The organism is Methylocystis sp. Uni0008 (genome assembly GCF_056838045.1).
The window spans coordinates 3,593,744-3,614,692 of the sequence record NZ_CM166370.1 but is presented as its reverse complement, the minus strand read 5'-3'; the positions used below and the strand labels follow the sequence as shown (position 1 = coordinate 3,614,692).

19 protein-coding genes and 1 pseudogene are annotated in these 20,949 nt (G+C 60.1%); 6 read left to right on the top strand and 14 right to left on the bottom strand.

The window, feature by feature from the left end; genetic code table 11:
- The first annotated feature begins 520 nt into the window (after nt 1-520).
- The 3 genes from AC0X69_RS17900 (at nt 521) to nhaA (ending at nt 4,642) form a co-directional block, all read left to right on the top strand.
- Complete coding sequence (locus tag AC0X69_RS17900) at nt 521-1,687, top strand: IS110 family RNA-guided transposase (protein ID WP_482608713.1); 1,167 nt, start codon at nt 521-523, stop codon at nt 1,685-1,687.
- Between the two features lie 251 nt (nt 1,688-1,938).
- Nucleotides 1,939-3,068 (top strand): IS3 family transposase gene (locus AC0X69_RS17895; protein ID WP_482613437.1). Its coding sequence is split into 2 segments (ribosomal slippage): nt 1,939-2,200 and nt 2,200-3,068, totalling 1,131 coding nucleotides; the frame shifts between segments, so codons are not numbered across the junction.
- 263 nt (nt 3,069-3,331) lie between these two features.
- Complete coding sequence (nhaA, locus tag AC0X69_RS17890; RefSeq protein ID WP_482609403.1) at nt 3,332-4,642, top strand: Na+/H+ antiporter NhaA; 1,311 nt, start codon at nt 3,332-3,334, stop codon at nt 4,640-4,642.
- Nucleotides 4,643-5,056: 414 nt separating this feature from the next.
- Here nhaA and AC0X69_RS17885 read toward each other — a convergent pair whose 3' ends face one another.
- Both AC0X69_RS17885 and AC0X69_RS17880 read right to left on the bottom strand, forming a co-directional pair.
- The gene (locus AC0X69_RS17885) at nt 5,057-5,257 is read right to left on the bottom strand and encodes a NepR family anti-sigma factor (RefSeq protein WP_482609402.1); all 201 of its coding nucleotides are present in this window, start codon (nt 5,255-5,257) and stop codon (nt 5,057-5,059) included.
- Between the two features lie 253 nt (nt 5,258-5,510).
- Nucleotides 5,511-5,765 carry a hypothetical protein gene (locus tag AC0X69_RS17880; RefSeq protein WP_482609400.1) on the bottom strand — a complete coding sequence of 85 codons (255 nt, stop codon included), beginning with the start codon at nt 5,763-5,765 and terminating at the stop codon, nt 5,511-5,513.
- Nucleotides 5,766-5,952: 187 nt separating this feature from the next.
- Here AC0X69_RS17880 and AC0X69_RS17875 point away from each other — a divergent pair, with 187 nt between their 5' ends.
- Nucleotides 5,953-7,032, top strand: coding sequence for an IS630 family transposase (locus tag AC0X69_RS17875; protein WP_482609398.1), 1,080 nt, complete (start codon nt 5,953-5,955; stop codon nt 7,030-7,032).
- A gap of 254 nt (nt 7,033-7,286) precedes the next feature.
- On the opposite strand, the gene AC0X69_RS17870 is transcribed toward AC0X69_RS17875, so the two are convergent.
- Complete coding sequence (locus tag AC0X69_RS17870) at nt 7,287-8,576, bottom strand: O-linked N-acetylglucosamine transferase, SPINDLY family protein (RefSeq protein WP_482609396.1); 1,290 nt, start codon at nt 8,574-8,576, stop codon at nt 7,287-7,289.
- A gap of 123 nt (nt 8,577-8,699) precedes the next feature.
- Between AC0X69_RS17870 and AC0X69_RS17865 the strand changes: the two genes are divergently transcribed.
- Nucleotides 8,700-9,977 carry an IS256 family transposase gene (locus AC0X69_RS17865; protein WP_482609394.1) on the top strand — a complete coding sequence of 426 codons (1,278 nt, stop codon included), beginning with the start codon at nt 8,700-8,702 and terminating at the stop codon, nt 9,975-9,977.
- A gap of 521 nt (nt 9,978-10,498) precedes the next feature.
- Here the strand turns inward: AC0X69_RS17865 and AC0X69_RS17860 are convergent.
- The 5 genes from AC0X69_RS17860 to AC0X69_RS17840 form a co-directional block, all read right to left on the bottom strand.
- Nucleotides 10,499-10,768 (bottom strand): TIGR02300 family protein, encoded by a 270-nt coding sequence (locus AC0X69_RS17860; protein WP_482609392.1) that lies wholly within the window; start codon nt 10,766-10,768, stop codon nt 10,499-10,501.
- Nucleotides 10,769-11,469: 701 nt separating this feature from the next.
- Complete coding sequence (locus tag AC0X69_RS17855; protein WP_482609390.1) at nt 11,470-11,694, bottom strand: hypothetical protein; 225 nt, start codon at nt 11,692-11,694, stop codon at nt 11,470-11,472.
- Between the two features lie 306 nt (nt 11,695-12,000).
- Nucleotides 12,001-12,903 carry an integrase core domain-containing protein gene (locus tag AC0X69_RS17850; protein WP_482609388.1) on the bottom strand — a complete coding sequence of 301 codons (903 nt, stop codon included), beginning with the start codon at nt 12,901-12,903 and terminating at the stop codon, nt 12,001-12,003.
- Nucleotides 12,903-13,115 (bottom strand): hypothetical protein, encoded by a 213-nt coding sequence (locus AC0X69_RS17845; protein ID WP_482609386.1) that lies wholly within the window; start codon nt 13,113-13,115, stop codon nt 12,903-12,905. The genes AC0X69_RS17850 and AC0X69_RS17845 overlap by 1 nt, the downstream gene beginning before the upstream one ends.
- A 128-nt stretch (nt 13,116-13,243) precedes the next feature.
- Nucleotides 13,244-13,453 (bottom strand): hypothetical protein, encoded by a 210-nt coding sequence (locus tag AC0X69_RS17840; RefSeq protein WP_482609384.1) that lies wholly within the window; start codon nt 13,451-13,453, stop codon nt 13,244-13,246.
- 349 nt (nt 13,454-13,802) lie between these two features.
- Between AC0X69_RS17840 and AC0X69_RS17835 the strand changes: the two genes are divergently transcribed.
- Nucleotides 13,803-14,477, top strand: a complete 675-nt coding sequence (locus tag AC0X69_RS17835) for a trypsin-like peptidase domain-containing protein (RefSeq protein ID WP_482609382.1) — start codon at nt 13,803-13,805, stop codon at nt 14,475-14,477.
- Between the two features lie 415 nt (nt 14,478-14,892).
- Here AC0X69_RS17835 and AC0X69_RS17830 read toward each other — a convergent pair.
- The 6 genes and pseudogenes from AC0X69_RS17830 to AC0X69_RS17805 form a co-directional block, all read right to left on the bottom strand.
- A pseudogene (locus AC0X69_RS17830) lies at nt 14,893-15,761 on the bottom strand (IS256 family transposase); the annotation flags it as partial.
- A gap of 413 nt (nt 15,762-16,174) precedes the next feature.
- The gene (locus AC0X69_RS17825) at nt 16,175-16,372 is read right to left on the bottom strand and encodes a hypothetical protein (RefSeq protein ID WP_482609380.1); all 198 of its coding nucleotides are present in this window, start codon (nt 16,370-16,372) and stop codon (nt 16,175-16,177) included.
- A 130-nt stretch (nt 16,373-16,502) separates the two neighbouring features.
- Entirely contained in the window at nt 16,503-16,709 is a 207-nt protein-coding gene (locus AC0X69_RS17820; RefSeq protein ID WP_482609378.1) for a hypothetical protein, read from the bottom strand.
- 510 nt (nt 16,710-17,219) lie between these two features.
- Entirely contained in the window at nt 17,220-18,962 is a 1,743-nt protein-coding gene (locus tag AC0X69_RS17815; RefSeq protein WP_482609376.1) for a flotillin family protein, read from the bottom strand.
- A gap of 71 nt (nt 18,963-19,033) precedes the next feature.
- On the bottom strand, nt 19,034-19,660 hold the full coding sequence (locus tag AC0X69_RS17810) for a YqiJ family protein (RefSeq protein ID WP_482609374.1): 627 nt from the start codon (nt 19,658-19,660) through the stop codon (nt 19,034-19,036).
- A 12-nt stretch (nt 19,661-19,672) separates the two neighbouring features.
- A complete protein-coding gene (locus AC0X69_RS17805; RefSeq protein ID WP_482609372.1) occupies nt 19,673-20,857 on the bottom strand; it encodes a toxic anion resistance protein in 1,185 nt (394 codons plus the stop codon).
- Nucleotides 20,858-20,949: the final 92 nt, after the last annotated feature.

Below are 20,949 nucleotides of genomic sequence, written 5' to 3'. Positions count from 1 at the left end.
GCCATCTTTGTTCACGGCAGGGGCAGACTTCTTGCAGTCGGAGTACAGCTTCGCGGCATTTCCGCTGTCATTCGTTCAGCCGTCACGCCCCTACCACACGGGCGTCGAAAGCGTTCCCAGACCGCGCCAATGGCTCATACGATTCGCGCCAGTTTGTTCGCGATAAAGCGACAACAACGACGTTACGTTTCGACTGTTCGAGGAGCGCGGAGGTTAATGACGCTGGTCCTGGGAATCGACAGTTGGAGTGCATCGTTTCGTCGGCTCGACTCAATTCGGCGAACACTCGGTCGAACGCTGCAATCCGCGTGTCGAGAGAGCTGGCCCCGCAAATTCGGACAGTGAGATAAGTGGATTTTCTGCCTGACGGCGGCGAGGGTTCTCGCTGCGAATCAGGAGCATTCGATGACGAAGAGGAGCCGCCGGACGCATTCTCCGGCGTTCAAGATTCCATGGGGAGGTGGATAGCGACCGGCGCTCTGGCAGAGTGAGGTTGCGACCACCCACTCTGGAGACGGCCATGCAAGTTAGAGCTGATCGCCCCGAAACGCCGGGCGCCATCCATACCGATCTTGGCGCGATTTTTATCTCTTTGGAACTCAGCCGCTCGACTTGGTTGATCACGTCGCTTTTGCCGGGCGGCGGCGGAAAGATGTCGAAGCACACTCTGCCTGCCGGGGACATCGATGCGCTGCTGGCGCGCTTTTTGGAATTTAAGCAGAAGGCGTTGGCGCGGACTGGGAAATCGTTCTCGATCATCGTCATTCAAGAGGCCGGACTGGACGGCTTCTGGATTCATCGGGCGCTGGAGAATGAAGGGATTGAGAGCCACGTCGTCGATCCGGCCTCGATTGCGACATCACGCCGGCGGCGACGCGCGAAGACCGACAGGATCGACGGTGAGGCGCTGCTTCGCGCGCTCTTGGCGTACAAGCGCGGCGAACCTCGCGTGTGTGCAATGGTCAAAGCGCCGGCTCCCGAGGAAGAAGACCGCCGCCGACTTTGCCGCGAGCGCAAAGTGCTGATCGCCGAGCGGGTCAAGCACGTAAATCGCATCAAAGGATTGCTGTTTTCCCAAGGCGTGTTCGGCTACGAGCCGTTGCGTCGTGATCGTCGGGAACAACTCGACTTGCTGAGCACGGGCGATGGCCGTCGGCTTCCGCCGCATCTCAAGACTCAGATATGCCGTGAACTCGATCGGCTCGAACTGCTGCTCGAGCAGGTCAAGGTGGTGGAGGCCGAGCGGGATGCGCTGCTGATCCCACAAGGAGTCGGTGCGCCAGAACCGGCCGCGATGTTGCTCGCCATCAAGGGCATCGGGCCCGAGTTCGCTGCCGTCCTCTGGGCGGAAGGGCTGTTCCGACACTTCGACAATCGCCGCCAGGTCGCTGCTTACGCGGGTTTGGCGCCGACGCCCTGGCAAAGCGGATCAGTGGATCGCGAGCAGGGCGTTTCTAAATCGGGCAACCCACGGCTGCGAACAACGCTTATCCAACTCGCCTGGCTTTGGCTGCGCCATCAGCCGCAATCGGCCTTGGCTCTGTGGTTCGAAGAACGAGTCAAGCGCAACGGCGGTCGTCTGAAGAAGACAACCATCGTGGCGCTGGCGCGAAAGCTACTGGTGGCGTTGTGGAAATATGTGACGGCCGGCGTCGTCATCGATGGAGCCGTGATGAAAGCCGCCTGACAAGGAACATTGACCGAATCCGCATATTGCGGATCCAGGTAGACGAACCGCACTTTCGCATGGCTTGAAAAGCCGCTTTCAAGAATGGTTTCGTCATCCTGAGCCCAGACCCGCCGCAAGCGGGATCTTGGTGCAGCCGTCGCGAACGGCGACCGAATGTGAGGTTGATCGTGCTCGGAAACGGGCAGCGTCATGCAGTCGGGCTCAGACCTTGGATACCGAAACAGCCACTGGAGTTTTATTCATGCGCCATTGACGCAGCCCACTTGACCCGAACTTCCCCATGTGAGGCGAAAGTGGCGTTGGCCTCGATCAAGGGCGAGATGACGCTGGCCGAACTGGCGCAGCAGTTCGACGTTCACCCGAACCAGATCACGACGTGGAAGAGCCAGCTTCTGGAAGGTGCGGCGGGCGTGTTCGGGCAGGAGAAGGCGGAGCCGAAAGAGGCGGCCGTGGACTTGAAGTCGCTTCACGCCAAGATTGGCGAGCTGACCCTGGCCAATGATTTTTTAGAGGGCGCGCTCAGCAAAGCCGGCCTGCTGAGCGCAAAGCGATGATCGATCGCAGCCACGCCTTCCCAATCAAAGAACAAGCCAGGATGCTCGGCCTTTCGCGGAGCACGGTCTATTACAAGTCTCGGCCGGTGTCGGCCGAGGACCTGAAGCTGATGCGGCGTCTCGACGAACTGCATCTCGATTATCCCTTCGCCGGAGCGCGGATGCTGCGGGATCTGTTGCGGCGCGAGGGCGCCGTCGTCGGCCGCCGGCATGTCGCGACGCTGATGAAGCGGATGGGGATCGAGGCGATCTACCGGCGGCCGAATACGAGCAAGCCGGCGGCCGGCCACAAGATCTACCCGTATCTTCTGCGTGGCGTGAAGATCGACCGGCCGGATCATGTCTGGGCGATGGACATCAGCTACATCCCGATGCGGCGCGGATTCGTCTATCTCGCGGCGGTCGTCGACGTGGCGAGCCGCCGCGTCCTTTCGCATCGCGTGTCGATCACGATGGAGGCGGCGTTCTGCGTCGAGGCGCTTGAGGAGGCGCTGGCGAAACACGGCAAGCCCGAGATTTTCAACACGGATCAGGGGAGCCAGTTCACCAGCCTCGACTTCACGAGCCTGCTGCTGGATGCGAAGGTCATGATCAGCATGGACGGCAAGGGCGCCTGGCGCGACAATGTCTTCGTCGAGCGGCTGTGGCGCAGCGTCAAATACGAGGAGGTCTATCTGCGCGCCTACGACACTGTGTCCGAAGCGCGTGCGTCGATTGGCCGGTATCTGACCTTTTACAACGGGCGGCGCCCACACTCATCGCTTGACGGGCGCACGCCCGACGAGGCCTACTTCGGCAAAAAGGAAACGGCGATGGCCGCATGACCGTCGCCTTCGATTTTGTCGATGCTTTTGTTCGGGCTCCGCCCTCCCGACGCCCCGACAAAATCGAGACGCCCCGCGTTCAGCAAAACCCGGCAGAGATCCACTCAAAATCCGCGGGGAGCTGTCCAAACAACCGGGGCCAGCTCTTTTGGATGGAAGAACTTAGGTCATTCACGCAAGCTGGCTCCGGTGGAAGCTGACAAACGACGCGCGCTAATGCGTCACCCGCCATCGCCTCAAAGGCAGAACTGAAGGTCTAACAAATGGGCGACGGCCGCACGCGGCTTCCCGAGGTGCCGGCAGACTGGCTTACGAGACCATTGATGCGGTTCCTGCGCATCGAGGCTGTGGCCGGCGCAGTCCTGTTGCTCAGCACGCTCCTCGCGCTGGTGCTCTCCAACGCGGCGTGGTCCTCGCAATTTATCGCGATGTGGGAAATCCACGCAGGATTCAGGTTGGGAGACATAGAATTCTCTCGTTCGTTGAGGAGTTGGATAAACGACGCGCTGATGACGCTTTTCTTCTTCGTCATTGCACTTGAGCTGAAGCGCGAACTGGTCCTAGGGGAGCTGCGCGACCGGCGAATGGCGGCGCTTCCCCTCGCGGCGGCTTTTGGGGGCATGGTGGCTCCGGTCGGGCTGTATCTGCTGTTGGCCCGCGGCGGGCCAGGCGCGAGCGGTTGGGGCGCCGTCATCTCGACAGACACCGCGTTCGTCATCGGATGTCTTGCGACGCTCGGTTCACGCATTCCACAAAGCTTGCGGCTTTTTTTGCTCTCTCTGGCGATCTTTGACGACATCGGCGCCATACTGGTCGTTGCGATCGGTTACGTGGAAGCATTGAACTGGATCGCCATTGGCTACGCGGGATTCGGGCTCGCCATCGTGGCCGTGATTGCACGTCTGGGCATACGCAGCATTCTCGTCTATTTCGCGATAGGCGGCGGCATCTGGTTGGCGCTCGACGCCTCGGGCGTCCACGCGACGCTCGCAGGCATCATCCTCGGATTAATGACTCCGGCGCGGAGCTGGGTGAGTGATCGGCGCCTTCACGCTATACTTGACCGTGTGATCGCATATCCTCCAGGCGATCACTGGAGCAGTGACAATGCGGCGCAGCTCGACCTCCGTCAGGCCGGCGTTGCCGCCCGCGAGGCCGTGTCGCCGATCGAGCGACTTGAGTTCGCCCTTCACCCTTGGGTCGCGTTCATGATCCTGCCGCTCTTCGCCCTGGCGAATGCGGGCGTGTCCTTGTCGTCGGCCAGCATCGACCAAACTCTGACAATCTCCGTTTTTGCCGCCTTCGTAGTGGGAAAGCCTGCCGGAGTTGTGCTTTTCAGTTTGCTGGCCGTAACGCTGAACATCGCAACCCGTCCCAGCGAGCTATCGTGGGGACTGTTGGCGGCCGGCAGCCTCTTGACCGGCATCGGTTTCACCATGGCGCTCTTCATCGCCGGACTGGCTTTCCAGCCCAACCTCTTGGACTCCGTCAAGATTGGCGTGCTTAGCGCGTCAGTCGCCTCGGCCGCGACCGGATTTCTGGCGTTGGCTTGGATAACATCCTCTCGCAGGTGATACGCACCAAAGCGTGTCACTTTTTTCGGAGGGGCCGGGTCGTTCCGTCTGAGGAACAAGTCGTTTTCCGGGTGTAACGCGACGATTGCGGCGCAGTTCGCCATCGTCGCAATCTAAAGAAAAGTCCGCTGCATCTCCAATATGAGCATTCTTTGCCTCGTCAATTAAGCTCGTGAGCTGCTTCTTGAGAAGCGGTCCATAAATTTGCTTGCAGTGATAGCCTTCACGGTCCAAGCGTTGCGTAAGATCCAAGATGCAACTGCACTCTCCTGAACGAGCCAAATCAAAGGCGCGCTCGATCGCGGTTTTGTTCGAAAAACATAATAGTTGCTTTGTTTCGCGACCTCGCCGGCGGTTCAACGTACCGTGGCGGCATTCCGTCACGGAATCGTTGGGCTTGGAGCGGAGGCCGCATCACTCTGAATTTGGAAGTCGTCGAAGCGTATCGGAGCCCGCAGGCTTGTGATCGAGCGCGTCTAACAAATCGAGCATGGCTGGGGGTAGCGGTTCTGCAACGACTGAGGCAAAACTTTTCTTCAGCTGCTCAGCGATATGCGTCAGGTGGCGCTCGCCATCCAGTTCGCCCTTCACCCTACGTCTTGATTGCGGCGTCATTTAACGGCCCTCCGGGAAAGGCCGCGACGTTTCCGCCGATATTGGAAGCGTTCACCGCCGCGCTTATGTAGGCCACTTCGTTCCCGCTGCACAGAAACGAACGAGCAGAGGAGTCAGTTTAGCTCGTTAGCTCGGCTTCAAAAATCGTGGGCGGCATTGGCAGCGAAGGTGGCGCTTCTCGTCGGACGATAAGCTTGCTCTACAGCGGGACTCAGCGTTGTTCAACTCTGCGCTTCAGAACGCCTTGCCGCAATTAGAATCCAGCGCGCACGATGAGTTTGACGCCGCCGTCGCAGACGGCTGTGCCGATGAGCCCGTGGGATTTGTCTCCGCCGGCGGGAACGTGCCCATCCCAGACACAACCGTTTTTCCCGTCGCTGCGGTCGGACATTTCAATCTTATAGAGCGCGTCTTTCACGTAGCCCGAAATTGTGTAGGTAAGCAGTTTGCCGTTGTCCAACTGCAAATTGGCGGTGCCGACGATCTTGCCCTCGGGATCGGTATTCACCGACCAGACGCCCTGGCCAGCTTTGACGCCAGACGAGCTTTCTTCAGTGACATTCCAGTTTTGGCTTGCAGCAGAGGCTGGTCCCGCTAGACCGCAAACTGCTACAAGGGTCACTACTAGTGGATAAAATCTGACGAATGAGTCTTTGAGGGATTCCTATCGCTTTTTGCGCGTGCGAGTCTGGGCGATGCGCACGGGAATCTCCATCACGTTGTCGTCGACCGATCGGAAGCGGCTTCAGACCATCATTAAGGACCGGAACACGGCTCAAAAGCATGTCTGGCGGGCCGGGATCGTTCTGCTTTCCGCCGACGGCGTCGGCACGAACGAGATCATGCGCCAGACGGGCACGTCGAAGACCTGCGTCTGGCGCTGGCAGGAGCGGTTCATGGAGGAAGGCGTTGACAGCCTTCTTCGTGACAAGACCCGTCCGTCTCGCGTTCGACCGCTCGGGCAGGACGTCGCCGAACGGATCGTCGCCTTGACGCAGCAAGACCCGCCTTGCGAAGCGACGCATTGGACCGGCGCGATGATGGCGAAGGCCGTCGGCGTTTCCGTCAGCTCGGTTCAGCGCATCTGGCGCGCGCACGGGCTTCAGCCACACCGCCTACGCCTGTTCAAGCTCTCCAACGACCCGGACTTCGTCGCCAAATTGCGCGATGTCGTCGGGCTCTACGTCGATCCGCCGGCGCACGCCATCGTGCTCAGCGTCGACGAGAAGAGCCAGATACAGGCGCTTGATCGCACCCAGCCCGGTCTGCCGATGAAGAAGGGCCGCGCCGGAACCCTGACGCATGACTACAAAAGGAACGGAACGACCACGCTGTTCGCCGCGCTCAACGTGCTCGACGGCAAAGTGATTGGCCGCAACATGCAGCGTCACCGCCATCAGGAATTTATCCGTTTCCTCAACGCCATCGAGGCGGAGGTTCCCGCCGGCAAGCTCGTGCATGTGATCCTCGACAATTACGCCGCTCACAAGCACCCTAAGGTGCGCCAATGGCTCCAGCGCCACGAACGCTTCACCTTCCACTTCACGCCGACATCGTGCTCCTGGCTCAACGCCGTCGAAGGCTTTTTTGCCAAGCTCACAAAGCGTCGGTTGAAGCGCGGCGTCTTCCGATCGATCGTCGACCTTCAGGCCGCCATCCATCGCTTTCTCGAAGAGCACAACGAACAGTCAAAACCCTTCACCTGGACCGCCGATCCTGACAAAATCATCGCCGCCGTCAGACGCGGGCATCAAGTGTTAGATTCGATCCACTAGAAGCTTTGACATATCATTTCTCCCCTCGAAGCGGTTGATCGACTTCCGAAGGGAGCGCCATCCACTGTAGCTACATGTGGGGACGGGCGCCCGCAAGTCAATGAGCCGCTCACAGCCGTTCTGCTTCATGCGCGACTGCGCGCGCCTCGGATCAACTCTTCTAAAGGTTGTTCCGCTCCGATTATCGGGGCGCGATAGGAACGCGTCGAGCGTGGGCGGAATCGTTCTCCTCGAGACGATCCATCGACGGCGGCTCAAACTGCGTCTGGAGGCAGTCCTGAACTATATCGCGCCCACATCCTGCGGTAGAGCGCTTCCAGCGCGACGGTATAGCGTTTGACGTTGAATAAGGGCGCGCTCAGCCGGTTGCCGGATAGCCTGAGACGCAGCCCGCTCAGCCTTTCCTTATCGGTCGCAAGAGCGAAGGCCAGGTCGAAGTAATCGTCTTGATCCTCGACGATCAATTCGGGAAGTCCGACGGCATGCAAGAGACTGCCGGCGACGCGGGAGGGAAATGTCGCGCCCGGCCGTGTCACGATCGGGACGCCAGCCCAAAAAGCATCGCTCGCGGTCGTATGGGCGCCATAGGGCGCGGTGTCGAGTACGAGGTCGGCAAGTTGGAGACGCCCGAGGTGTTCGCCACGCGGTAGATCCGGCGCGAAAATCAGCCGCGAACCATCGACGCCGCGCTCCCACGCCTCGTTGCGAAGATTGCCTTCTGCCTCACGGGCCGCAAGAAGCCACAGAACGCTCTCCGGCACGCTGCGCAGGAGACGACACCAAATGTCGAAAATTGCTGGAGTGAATTTGAAGGTCTGATTGAAACAGCAGAAGACGAATCCTTCTTCCGGCAGACCGGCGACGACGCGGTGCGGCGCAATCTCCACAGCATCCTGGCGTCCATGTGGCTGATAGGAATGGGGCAGATAGGCGAAGGATTCCGCATAATCTGTGGCGCTCCCGGGCGGCGTGCAAAAAACATCGGTGATGATGTAATCGCACAGCCCCGGGCCCAGCGTGCCGGGATAGCCCAAGAAATTTACCTGTTTCGGCGCCGGGCGCAGTGCGAGGATTGACGTTCGCGTCGCCTGAGTGAAGCCTTTGAGGTCGATGAGAATGTCGATCTCTTTTTGATAAATCGCCTGCGCCGCCTCAGTGTCGGAAGGCGGCGTGATGTCATTGAAACTATCGAAGGCGCGAGACAGCCGTGCGCGCATGTCGCCGCCATCGCTGCCGCCATAGGAAAAGGCATGAAGCTCGAAACGCGCGCGGTCCTGCGCTTCGAGAATTTCAACCAGCAGATGCGCGGTCGCATGATTTTGAAAGTCGCGCGAGAGATAGCCGAGCTTTAATTTTGCGGCGCCTTGGCGTGTCGCGCTAAAGCGAAAATCAAGCCGCGCTCGCTCCAGGGCGGCGGCCGCCAGCCGCGCGCGCATCCAGATTTCAGAACAGATGCGTTGTTCTGCGGCCGAAGAGCCGGGCTCCGCGAGCAGCACGAAAGGTGGGAGAAGCGCCGCGCTCGGCTCCGCTAATCGGGCGCGCACAAAGCTTCGACGGCCGGCGAAATCATGGGGATGTCCCGAAGAATGTTGAAAATGGAGGAGCGGCGTTGCTCGCCTTGAGCCGTTAGGCTCGGGGTGCTGATTCCACGAAAGGAAAGCAACGCCATGAAGGAACATACCACATCGACGGCGATTCCCACGCATGCGCTGAAAGCCGAAGCGCTGGCGAGCATGTCGGCGAGCTTCGAGCGGTTCTGCCTTGCCGCCGGGGTCGAGGCGCTGAACGAGATGATGGAGCAGGATGCGGCGGCGGTCTGCGGCGAGCGTCACGAGCGGGGCGAACGGCGCAAGGCGCATCGCTGGGGGAGGACGAGAGGCAAGATTGGCTTCCACGGCGGCAAGGTCGAGATCGAGCGCCCGCGCGTTCGCGGGCTCGATGGCAAGGAACAGGTTCTGCCGAGCTGGGAAAACGCCATTAACGAAGATTTGCTCGGCAAATGGGCGATGAACCAGATGCTGATCAACGTCTCGACGCGCAGGTTCAAACGTTCGGTTCGCCTGCCCGAGGGAGACGTTCCATCGCCCGAGGGGGCCGGGCTGTCGAAGTCGGCGACGTCCCGCCGTTTCGTCGCGCTGTCGGCTTCGCGCATGAAGGCGTGGATGGAAAGCAGGCTCGATGCACTCGATCTGCTGGCGATCCAGATCGACGGCATTCACATGGACGAGGACCTGATCCTCGTCGCGGCGATCGGCGTCGACGCGAACGGCGACAAACACCCGCTCGGCCTCGTCGAGGGCGCGACGGAAAACGCGACGACCGTGCAGGCGCTCATCGACAATCTCGTCGAGCGTGGGCTCGATCCCAGCGCGCCGCGGCTCTTCATCATCGACGGCTCGAAAGCACTGTCCAAGGCGATCCGGCGGACCTTCGGACGCGACGCGGCGATCCAGCGTTGCCAGGTTCACAAGGCGCGCAACATTCTGGAGCGCTTGCCCAAATCCATGCACGCCTCGGTGAAGCGCGTCTTGCGGCAAGCCTGGGAACTGGACGACGCCGACAAAGCCGAAAAGCTCATTCGCAATCTCGCGCGCCGTCTCGAACGCGATTGGAAGGGCGTTTCAGCTTCGATTCTGGAAGGCCTCGACGACATGCTCACCGTCACGAGGCTGAAACTTCCGCGGGAGCTGCGCCGATCGCTCGCCTGCACGAACATCGTCGAGAACGTCATGAGCACGGTGCGCCGCGTCTGCCGAAACGTTAAATACTGGCGGTCGGCATCGATGGCCCTGCGCTGGGCCGCCGCCGCCATGCAGGAAGCAAGCAAAGGCTTCCGGCGATTGAAGGCGCACAAGCATCTGCAAGCTCTCCGAGCCGCTCTGGTGCAGCGAAACGCAAAGGCCGCGTCAGCGGCGCACCTTGTTCAAACCGCCGAGGCCGCATAAGATTTGTCACGCAGCAGCCGCTTCGCGCTTTTCAACAGCGACCGGGACATCCCCGAAATCATCCCATTCGCACATTCGGCGATTTCGAATGAACGAGCGCATCGCGCCTTTCCGACGTCGAACCGTCTCATGCGCTCGTTTGCAAGCCACGACATGCGGAAAAAAGCGATCGCAGCTTATTTCTATGCAATCGCCGCGCCAAGGAATGGCGCGGCGAAGCGCGCGTTTCTCCGCCGCCCTTGGTCGAAATAGGTGTCAACGGAGATTCGTCGCTCTCGTATGGATCGCATCTGCGCGATCTCCCCGTCTTTTGTCCAATCTGGTTTGCGGGCCGAACACGCCAGCCCGCACGCATAAGCCACGCGAAAGGCGTCATGCGCAGGTTCGAATTACGCGACGAGCTTGAATCCTATCCGCGGAGAACTTGCCTCTGCGACGATCGACGCAGAGGTTCGCTGACGGGTTGGGCTAGCTCAATGCGAAGAGGCTGCTTCGCGCCTGACGGCGTCTTGGCGAGCGGTTCAGATCGCGGGCGCTTCCCCGTCTTCCATTTCATCGTCTTCCGCCTGTTCCTTCAATAAGTCGGCGTCGACGATCGCCGGCGCGACGGGTATCGGCCGCGCATACGCGGCCCGAGACAACGGTGCGCGCTTCGGCGCCGAACGAACGATCTCGACCACCTGAAAGGCGGCGGCGCACTTGGGGCAGACGATTGGCATGCGATTGAGATCGTAAAAGGGAGCCCCACACGTCAGGCAGCGGCGCTTCGCGCCAAGTTCGGCTTTGGCCATGAGTATCTGTCCTTCAAAGTTTGGGCCCGGCAGACTTTCGGTGCAGCGATGAGTCTTGCGTGGCGCTGGCAGGGCTTTCGACGCCAGTGGGCGCCGGGCATTGGCCGTCGCCGCTATGTCGGCTTACCGCGCGTCAGCACGGCGGCTCGGCGGCGCGAAGGCAACACGAAAATGATGCGGAAAACCGATAAAGCCCTATATGGGTATCCCGTGGCCGGTACACAAGGCCGCACGACCGCCGCGTCGGCTTTAACCGATGAACACGGCGACGAGCCTGGAGTGAAACTGAAAAAGCACCGCTGCTGTGAACCATGGGCAAGGGCGCGAACAATCGTCGCTCTGCAAGCCGCCGGCCCACGAGCTCTGAAGCGCGCCGAGGCAAGCTGGGCAGCCCGAGCGCACAAGGACCCATCTGATGACCGAAGCTGAGACGCTAATCCGAGAAATAGAATCGCTGCGTGAGACTATCCGGCGCGAGTGGTTCAACATTCGGCTTGATACTCTGACGCATGATGACCGAGTCGTCATTCGAGATCATATCGAACGCTGCCACGCCGATCTGAAATCCTGCTGGATCGGCTATGGAATTTGGCTGACGAAAAATCAAGTTAGCCGGCGCTATTGTCCCAGCCATCATCACGTCGCGTCATCATCGACAACGTCGGAGCGGTTCGCCCACTGCCTACAAGGCGCTAGGCTGCTCAATTTTCCCGCGACGAGATAATTGAATCTAATTGAGCCACTGCTTTGAGAAGGTAATTGCCAAAGGGCAACCCCCCAACAAATTCCTCCGTGCGCTTGGGTTCCTTACCCCAGACAATTAAGAACCCCGCTAGCGCCAAGAGGAGCAAGGCAAGCAAAAATGATGTGAGCCCGGCAGAAACCGCAATTCCTAAGGCAATTCCCATCTTGGTTCTGTGGTTCATTATTGCCCCTCCTGGGTGTCGCGGTCGCGGTCGCTTTGTGCATCGTAGTGTTCGCACTCTCTTTGGCCGGATAGATCCGAGCATCAATATTAACGAACTGCGACTGAGGTATGGCGAATGACCTCAGCGCTGCAGCAACAGCATTCCCCCGCCCAAAATCATAGCTGTCCCTGTCGCAAATTAAATCCGAGCATATTGACGATGCATTGCTCCGAGAATTGGCGTTGAGCGAATGGTTCCAATCGATTGCACGGTGCGCGATATCGGCGCGTCCTTGCTCAAGGCGAGATGCGTTCGAGCGCCATTTTAATAGTTTAGGTAAGAAAGCAGAATCTGGCGTAGATGTTGTTCGCCAACGATCACGATGTGATCGAGGCATTCCCGTCGGATGGAGCCGATCAGACGTTCACAGTGTCCATTCCGCCAAGGCGAGCGGGGAGCGGTTGGTTTGTCGCGAATGCCCATCGCGCGCAGACGCCGTTTAAAGACATCGCCATAAGCGCCATCGCGGTCGCGGATAAGATATATCGGCGTCTCCTCCCAGCCGCATGCCTCGTCAAGCTGGCGGGGGATCCATTCCGCAGTAGGATACGCGGTCACGCCCAACCACAATATCCTCCGACGATCGTGGCGCATAATCAATAAGCCATAGAGCAAGCTAAAGGTGAGTGTCGGAACGACGAACAGATCCATCGCCGCGACGCCATCGGCATGATTGCGCAGAAATGTTCTCCACCCTTGCGAAGGCCGCTTTCTGCGTTTCGCCATATACTTGGCGACCGAGGTTTGGTCGATCTCGATTCCGAGCCTGAGCAACTCGCCGTGGATGCGCGGCGCGCCCCACAATGGATTGGCCAGGCTCATCTCTCGGATCAATTGGCGAACGTCTGACGGGACTTGTGGGCGGCCGCGGCGGGAACGGGATTTCCAGCGCCAGAATTGACGGAAGCTCGAACGATGCCAGCGGACGACGGTTTCGGGTTCGACGATCTTCAGAATGTTCCTAACCCCCGGAGCAATGCGAAAGAGAACAATGAAGATCAGTCGATCGAGGGCGCTGAATGTCGGCCGCTTCGGTGATTGTCTATGCAACACATTGAGCTGACGGCGTAGCGCAGCGATCTCGGATTCCCGCGAGGCGCCCGACCGGAACAACCCGGTGAGGGCCGACCAGATGAGTTGGAGCAACTCCGCCATACGGGAGAACATCAACCAATTCGACGCGGTGCGCCAGCCGGATAGATTTTACGGTAGGGACAGGCGCCGCGATGACGCTCGGAAAATTCGGCCGCGGCCCGCCAGCGGCAGGCCCTGACCGTCGACCGCTTTTGCGGGGCGAACGTCCCAGCGCTAAAGCGTTCTAAAAAGCCGGAGTGGAACGCGCGCTCAATCTCTTTTCGATCGAGCAAATTCTTTTCCAAGAACCGCTTCGCAGTCTTGGGGAACAAGCTCTCGCGTCGACAGGGGGATGCCGGCTTCAGCGGGGCGACCGACACGCTGCTTGGTCTGCGAAACCGATCTCCAAATCTTCGTCGAACCGGGAGCCACATCACCCGAGACGTTTCCGAACGGATTCGGTCAGCTCCTCAGCAAAACGCAGCATGGATCGAAGAACAGCCTCTTCATTTTGAGCCGTAGTTCCTACGTCTTGCACCTCGATCGGAAATTCCATCCTGCCTTCGGCGGATTGCACACGAACGCTGTAAACCAATTTTCCGTTCGGATGTTGTTCGACTTGCGTCACGTGGATGCCAGCCATGCGTTACCTCTTATGGGCTTTATTGGCGTGGACACGCTCGCCCAAGTCGACAGGCGCCCAGGACTAATATAGGGCCGCTGGGTCAGATCCCAAGCGGCCTGGGTTGGCGCGTTTGGCGACTATTCGCGGGGTGACACCGGGTGCTGCGCTGGCAGACAAAAATCCCAAAGGAGGGAAGGCGCTTTCCCGGCGGGCGCGCCCGAATAAATTCAAACCCTGAATATGGTATGAATTGCGCTCGACAATCCTCGCCGCTTCGACGGCCCGAGGCCGGGCTAAAGAGGAGAATGCGCCGATAGACTCTCTCTTGCTCACTGCAGCGCGGATTTGCACATTCGAGCAACAGTGGTTGCGAACGAATGCAAGCGGCTTTTTTTTCGAGCGCGATGAACGTTTGTTCCTGGTCACGAGCCGGCATGTGATGAAGGATGAACAGAGCCGTCATCTCCCGGACCGTCTGGAGATCGAGCTCCACAATGACTCCGAGAACATGGCCAAGTCCACCGGCTTTTCGATCCCGCTGTATCACCATGGCAACCCCGTCTGGCGCCAAGGCGTCGACTCCGCAGGCGCGATCGACGTCGCGGCAATCGAGATTGACCGCTCCGCCATGCCAGAGTCGGCGGCCTACCACGCTTTCAATCCCGCCCACCTCTTGAACGCGCGCGAGCACATCGAGATTGGCGCGTCGCTGCTCATTGTCGGCTTTCCGCTCGGCTTTCACGACACTTTGCATCACATGCCGGTCGTGCGCCAAGCGGTGCTTGCGTCTTCCTTCGGTCTCCGTTTTCAAGGACAGGGATATTTCTTGACTGATGCGCGTACGCATCGCGGCACGAGCGGCGCGCCCGTCGTAATGCGCGCAACCGGGGGCGCCTCGAAGCAAGACGCTTTACCGTGGCGACTGCTCGGGGTTCACTCGTCGAGGCTCGATGTCGGCACACGCGACCAGGTCCTCGACGAGGCGCTCGGTCTCAATTGCGCTTGGTATGCCGACATCCTGCTGACGCTGACGGCGACTTGACGGGAAGGCTCCGGTCGGACTTCCGCAAATGGCTCCCTCCTGCCAACTCTTCGCCCGTGAGTCGCTCTGCTCATTGAGGTATTCTGGCCGCATGTTCGTGCCCGTCTCGGCGCTTCCAATCCCTTGAGCGAGCAATGCTCGACGTTTGGCACGATTTTTCCGCGAGCCGCAGCATAAGAGCCGAGCTTGTCGGTGACGATGCGTCGAGAGCGGCTACCTTGCTTTTGGAGACATTGATACGCTAACCCACCTTACTCAGATGGGGTGATTGTGGGCTGGCGAGCGTAGCGTAAGGCATTGATTTACTGTATGGATTGGTTGTCTACGCCGATCCTTCACGCCATTGGATCGACGCCACGCGCGCCATGACCGAAGATACCTCCCTCCCGTTTTCTTTCCAGCCGTTACAGGCTTCGCCGGCGGCCGCATCGACGGCGCGGTAGACGCCTTTCAGCGCCGCCGCCACGGCTTTGCGATCCTTGTACGAGACGAAGTCGAGGCTGTGGCGCAGAAGATGAACAATGCAGGTCTGAACCATCGCTTCGGGAAAGACAGCGACGATGGCTTCCGGGAAGCCCTTGAGGCCGTCGACGATCGCGATGAGGATGTCCTCGACGCCGCGGGTCTTCATCTCGTTCATGACGCGCAGCCAGAATTTGGCGCCTTCGTTCTGCTCGAGCCAAAGCCCGAGAATCTCCTTGGTTCCGTCAGCTCTGACGCCGAGCGCGATATAGACGGCTTTGTTGCGGACCAACCCCTCGTCCCGGATCTTGACGCGCAGGGCGTCGAAGAAGACCAGCGGGTAGATCAGTTCGAGCGGGCGCGCCTGCCAGGCGGCGACCTCCTCCAGAACGGCGTCCGTCACCGCGCTGATCAGATCCGGCGCGACATCGACGCCATAAAGATCGCGCAAGTGTCCGACGATCTCGCGCACGCTCAGGCCGCGGGCATACATCGAGATGATCTTGTCGTCGAAACCTGGAAAGCGGCGCTGGTAACGGGCGATCAACTGCGGGTCGAAGGTCGACTGCCGGTCCCGGGGGATTTCCAGCTCGATCCGGCTGGTTTCGGTCGTCACCATCTTCCGGTCATAGCCGTTTCGGCTGTTGCCAGCCTCGCCGTTCGTCAGATGATGGTCCATCTCGGCGTTCAGCGCCCGCTCGGCCAGCGCCTTCTTCAGGTCGTCCAGAAGGCCATTCGGGTCAAAGGCCGTCTTTGGATCAGCGCCGCCTAAAAGCTGGTCCAAAATCGCGGCAGGGATCTCGGTTCTTTGCGTCGGGCCATGGGACAACTCCTTCCTTCCCATTGTGCCCAAGCCAAACACGAAATTCAGGACAGTCCCCGCCTCCCTCATCGGCGGCGAGGCATTCCCCCAGGCAAAATATAGTGGGGGACGCATGGTAGAGCGGAGGCGCGCTACCAACTTTCCCCACATGACACATCTGCGCTATCGTCTCCGATCATACGCGTGAACAAGAAAACTACGAATCTGGGGGGCAGACGTTCGAATCTTCTCGGGCGTGCCAATAAAATCAAATACTTCTGATCAGTATCCGAAGCGCCTGTCCCGCCGTGCCCAACATTTGCCCGATAAGCGTCTGCGGACGCCGGTAGATGACAATGGAGCTTGACGGCGCGGGCGAGGTTTTCGCTGATCTCCCATTGTCGCTTGGTGATGGCTCAGACAATAGCGTCGGCTAGTTTGAATTTTTGTCAGTCAAATTCCAAAGCCGATCCAGCAGGATTTTCAGATCGGCGTGGCAGCGTTCGATATGATCGCGGATGACAACTCGGTCATCGTGCGTCAGCGTATCGAGCCTGATGTTGAACCACTCGCGTCGGATAGTTTCGCGCAGAGATTGGATTTCTCGTATTAATGTCTCAGCTTCGGTCATTGTATGGCCCTGCGGCGCTTGGCCTGTCACGCTTGCCGCAGCGCGCTCCAGGCTAATTGGTTGTCATCGCCTCTCATGGCGACCTTTCGCAGCCTCCTTGCCCGCGGTTCCCGCCGCGGGCTTTTATCGTTCATCCGCTGGCATTGCGCTGCCCGTCGTCAGCTTTCCGCGCTTCTTCGATCAAGCGCGCAAGCTGCTTCTTCAGGACGGGGCCGTGGATCTGACGCCCGTCGTATCCTTCGCGGTCAAGGCGGGCGACGAGATCACCAATCCTTCTGCAAGCTCCGGAGCGCGCCAGATCAAATGCGCGTTCGATCGCCGTCTTGTTCGCATCCATGGCAGGTTCGGCTACCTAGCCATTATGTAGGGCGTCGATACGGCTGACCCATCGCGCCTTTACTCCTTCGCCATAGAGTCTCACGGAACTGGCTCGTCAACCCAATTCGGCGCGCCGGGAACGCTGATCCAACGTTGGCTGCGCCGAAATAGAGCGCGAGACCGATTTTTCAAGGAATTTTGGAACAAAACCCACAGTGCATTTGTTAGCGCCTTGCCGGGTAATGGTAAGAAAGAACACGAGATGAAAGATTTACGGCCAGATCTATGGCGAGGCGCGGGTGAGTTTCAAGCGCTGTCTTCTGCCGCCACGGTCCAGATCGGCCAGCAACTGGAATTTGAGCTCGCCAAGATTAGGGTCGAACCGTTGCCCCGTGAAGCGCCTAATAAATTAGGGGTGCCAAAAATTACGTTTGTATTTCAATAACATAGATGTTCGCATCTTTGTCCCGACCGGCGCGCCACCACCCCTTCATCGACCGCGCCTGCGCTGATTTCTTAGCCCAAGCTCTTAATTGGCCTCCCCCGCGGGCTCGGCGTCCCCCTTGGCCACGCCGTCCACCAGAGACGCGAGCGACGCGCCGGAGAGGCCGAGCTCCTTCATCAGCCCGTCGATCATCGGGGCCTGAGCGCGATAGGCCAGCGCCGCCGAAACCGCGTCATTGGCGAGATTGCCCGAGCCGTTGCCGACGCCGCCATTGCCGACCTGTGACGGTCCGCGCGGCGTGATGCCGTCGACCTGCACGATCTTGATCGAGTCGATCGCCTCCAAGGGCCGGACGGACTCGCGCACAATCTCGGGCAGAACCTTCAACAGCGCGAGTTTCGTCTGCAGCGACACCTGATTGGACGAGAGCAGATTGGCCGCCTCGTTGACGGCCCGCTGACCCGCCGCCTCGACTTCGAAGCGGACCCTGGCGGCTTCCGCCCGCAATTTCTCGGCCTCCGCCTCGCCTTCCGCCGCGAGCTTCGCCGCTGCGGCGCGATTGGCGGCGGCGTCCTTCTCCGCCTCTGCCTCGACCTTGATCGAGATCGCCTGACGTTCGGCTTCCTTCGCGGCTTCGATGAGTTCGATCCGCTTGGCGCGTTCGGCGACTTCGGTCTGGCGGCTCGTGACGACCTGCTCCTCCGCCGCCACGGCCTTCGCGCGCGCGGCGTCGGCCTCGGCTTTGGCCTGGCTTTCCTCGCGGCTCTTGTTTTGAACGGCGATCTGCTGTTCCTGCCGGGCCAGTTCGACCGCCTGCTGCTGCGCGATCTTGGCTTCCTGGATCGCGCGATCCGCCTCGATCTGTTTGGCGTCGACCTGCTGTTTGGCGAGAATGCGCGCTTCATCCGCCTCGCGGTTGCGCTGCGCCTGCTCGCGTGCGATCTCGGCCGCCTGCTCCGCCCGGCGAATTTCGATCTCTCTTGTCTGCTCCAGCAACGCGAACTCCACTTCGCGTTTGATCTGCAGCGACTGCCGCTCGGCCTCGAGATTCTTCGTCTCGATCTGGACACGCGTGTCCTGTTCGATATCGTTTCGCGCCTTCCTGCGCATTTCGATCTGCTCGGTGAGCTTGGTGAGGCCTTCCGCATCGAATGCGTTATTGGCGTTGAAATGTTCGATCGAGGTCTGGTCCAGGCCCGTCAGCGAGACCGATTCAAGTTCGAGGCCGTTCATCGCAAGGTCTGACGACGAGACCTGCTGCACCTTCTGTACGAAGTCGGCGCGCTGTTCGTGCAACTGGTTCATCGTCATTCCGGCCGCAACGGAACGCAACGCGTCAACGAACTTGCCTTCGACGAGGTCCTTGAGCGCCTCGGGCTGCATGGTGCGCGCGCCGAGCGTTTGCGCCGCCATCGCGATCGCCGCCGCGTCAGGCCGCACGCGCACATAGAACTCCGCCTTCACGTCGATGCGAAGGCGGTCGAGTGTAATCAATGCGTCGCTGTTCTTGCGCTCGACGGCGAGGCGCACGGTGTTCATGTTCACCGGCATGGTCTCATGCAGCACAGGCAGAACCAGCGCGCCGCCGTTCATCACGACCTTCTCGCCGCCGAAGCCGGTTCGGACAAATCCGATCTCCTTCGAAGCCCGCTTGTACAAGCGGGTGACGATCACGCCGAATGTCAGCAGCAGGAAGAGAAGGATGACGGCGTAGACGCCAATCTGCATCAGATGAGCATCCATCTTATCACTATGAATTTGCAGGGAAGGCAGTTCGGCCAGGGTGATGGCTTCTTGCGTTGTCCTGATGACGTTGAATGGAATCATGTTCGCCGCTCCAAATGCAGAGAATCCGAAAAGGCCGGACGTCCGCTAACTCCGCCATGTTTTCCCCCAACTCAATCGAGCTGAGGCAAGTAGGTGTCGCCGCGCGTGATCGCGCGGAAGTTTTCGCCTTCCTGCCGGACGAGAAGGATACGTTCGCCCTCGCCGAAGGTCTGCCCATTATTGTCCGGCTCGACCATGACGTAATGCGTCTGCCCAAAATGGTCGACGACGCGCGCGCGCGCTGGACTGCCCTTCGCGGCCCTGCCGATGACAATCTCCGCTTCTCGTCCGATCAGCGCCACGAGATCGATCGCGGTGGTTTCGTCGCGGGGCATAATTGCGGCGAGCGGACGCGCGAGCGCTCCCGTTACCGGGACTGCGGCAAGCGCCGCGATGGGGCCGGCAAGCCATACCGACAGCGTGTGTCCGGTCAACCACGCGAACGCTTGCTGACCCGCGAGGCCGATCAGTCCGAAGGACGTCAGCAGCAGCATCGCCCACATCAGAAATGGCAAGCGCCTCAGCCCCATCAGGGACAGAAGCCCCGCGTCGATCGTCAGGCTTCCCGGCGTATCGATCCCGGCGTCGCCGTCAATCGCGTCGCCGAGACCAAAGACCTGCACGATCCCCAGCAACAACATCAGCGCGATTGCGACGCTAAACGGCATATTCTCTGGGAGAAGGAAAGACTCGACCATATTCGCCGCGCCTCACTCAAGCGCGTCGAGCAATCCGCCAGCGCGCAGGCCGGCCGACTGCGCCTCGGTCTGCCCTTGAGCGCGAGCAATACAGGCCTTCGATTTGTCGACCTCGCTTTCCAAAGCCTCAACCGTCTGCTTCATGTTCGCGAGCGCCTGCCCTTTGAAGGAATCGATGCTGTCCATCGTGTCGTAGATATTCTGGAAAGCGCGACGAAGCGTTTCGAGGGGAATCGTCGCACTGGACGCCTGCTCATGGATTCGCGAGGTATTGTCGCGCAGCATCTGACCCGTGCTGTCAATGATATTCGCGGTCGTGACGTTGAGCGCGCCAATCTGATCGAGCACCAGCTTCTCGTTCGTCAGCGCCTGCGCGACCGTCACGGCGGTACGCAACGCGCCAACGGTCGTGGTGGACGCGCGGTCGACGCCCTTAACCAGTTCGATGTTGTTTTTCTTCACGAGATCAAGGGCGAGATAGCCCTGCACGCTGACCGCCATCTGCGTCAGCAAGTCCTGTGTCCTCTGACGCAGATAGAACAAGGCGCTTTCGCGTAACGCTTTCGCCTTGGCCGGATCGGTCGCATCGAGTTCCGCCGCGCGGGACTCGAGTTCGGCGTCCAGCGCCTTCGACAGATAGATCATCTGCTCGAGCCGACCGAGCGCGACCCACAAATTCTGCCGCTCCACATCAATCGCAGTGTTGTCCTTCAGCAATTCGTCCTTGCCGCTCTTCAGTCGGGCAAGGATCGTCGCGATGTGGCTCTGCGCGCTCTTGTACGCGTCGAAATAGCCGCGGAGCCGGTTACCGAACGGTATGAGGCCAAACAGCCTGCGCGGGGCGAAGAGGTCGCCCTGCCGGAGCGGATCGAGGTCTTCGACGGTGCGGCGCAGCTCGGCGATGTCGGCGCCAAGGCTCGACGTCTCATCCATCGCGCGGACCGGCCGGTTTAGGAAACGGTTTGAGTGGTTCGCAGTTTCGGAAATTTCGCGACTGCCCAAATTTGTGACCAGGTCGACGCGCCGGCCAAATTCGGGCGAATGGCAATCCTGCGCGACGAGATCGTCGACGAACTCGACGACACGGCCTCTCAGTTTCGACTTTTGCTCTTCGTCGACCGGGACCAGGCCAATCGCCTTCTCGGGCGGCACAGCTGGCGCAGGTTCAGGCGGGACCAGTCTAAATCCATCGCTCACAGCGAGAGCCGTCCATTCCAAATGGCAAAAGGAATCGTTTGCGGACGCAAATTTGTGCCGATTGGCTAAGTCTTGGCAAGCCGGCGCTCCCC

Bases quoted from the DNA above. Each gene is read 5' to 3' on its own strand.
- AC0X69_RS17820 (WP_482609378.1), bottom strand. From the start codon at position 16,709: ATGGATGCGAACAAGACGGCGATCGAACGCGCATTTGATCTGGCGCGC.
- AC0X69_RS17885 (WP_482609402.1), bottom strand. From the start codon at position 5,257: ATGACGCCGCAATCAAGACGTAGGGTGAAGGGCGAACTGGATGGCGAG.
- AC0X69_RS17860 (WP_482609392.1), bottom strand. From the start codon at position 10,768: ATGGCCAAAGCCGAACTTGGCGCGAAGCGCCGCTGCCTGACGTGTGGG.
- AC0X69_RS17810 (WP_482609374.1), bottom strand. From the start codon at position 19,660: ATGGTCGAGTCTTTCCTTCTCCCAGAGAATATGCCGTTTAGCGTCGCA.
- AC0X69_RS17900 (WP_482608713.1), top strand. From the start codon at position 521: ATGCAAGTTAGAGCTGATCGCCCCGAAACGCCGGGCGCCATCCATACC.
- AC0X69_RS17855 (WP_482609390.1), bottom strand. From the start codon at position 11,694: ATGAACCACAGAACCAAGATGGGAATTGCCTTAGGAATTGCGGTTTCT.
- nhaA (WP_482609403.1), top strand. From the start codon at position 3,332: ATGGGCGACGGCCGCACGCGGCTTCCCGAGGTGCCGGCAGACTGGCTT.
- AC0X69_RS17815 (WP_482609376.1), bottom strand. From the start codon at position 18,962: ATGATTCCATTCAACGTCATCAGGACAACGCAAGAAGCCATCACCCTG.
- AC0X69_RS17875 (WP_482609398.1), top strand. From the start codon at position 5,953: ATGCGCACGGGAATCTCCATCACGTTGTCGTCGACCGATCGGAAGCGG.
- AC0X69_RS17850 (WP_482609388.1), bottom strand. From the start codon at position 12,903: ATGTTCTCCCGTATGGCGGAGTTGCTCCAACTCATCTGGTCGGCCCTC.
- AC0X69_RS17865 (WP_482609394.1), top strand. From the start codon at position 8,700: ATGAAGGAACATACCACATCGACGGCGATTCCCACGCATGCGCTGAAA.
- AC0X69_RS17825 (WP_482609380.1), bottom strand. From the start codon at position 16,372: ATGACCGAAGCTGAGACATTAATACGAGAAATCCAATCTCTGCGCGAA.
- AC0X69_RS17840 (WP_482609384.1), bottom strand. From the start codon at position 13,453: ATGGCTGGCATCCACGTGACGCAAGTCGAACAACATCCGAACGGAAAA.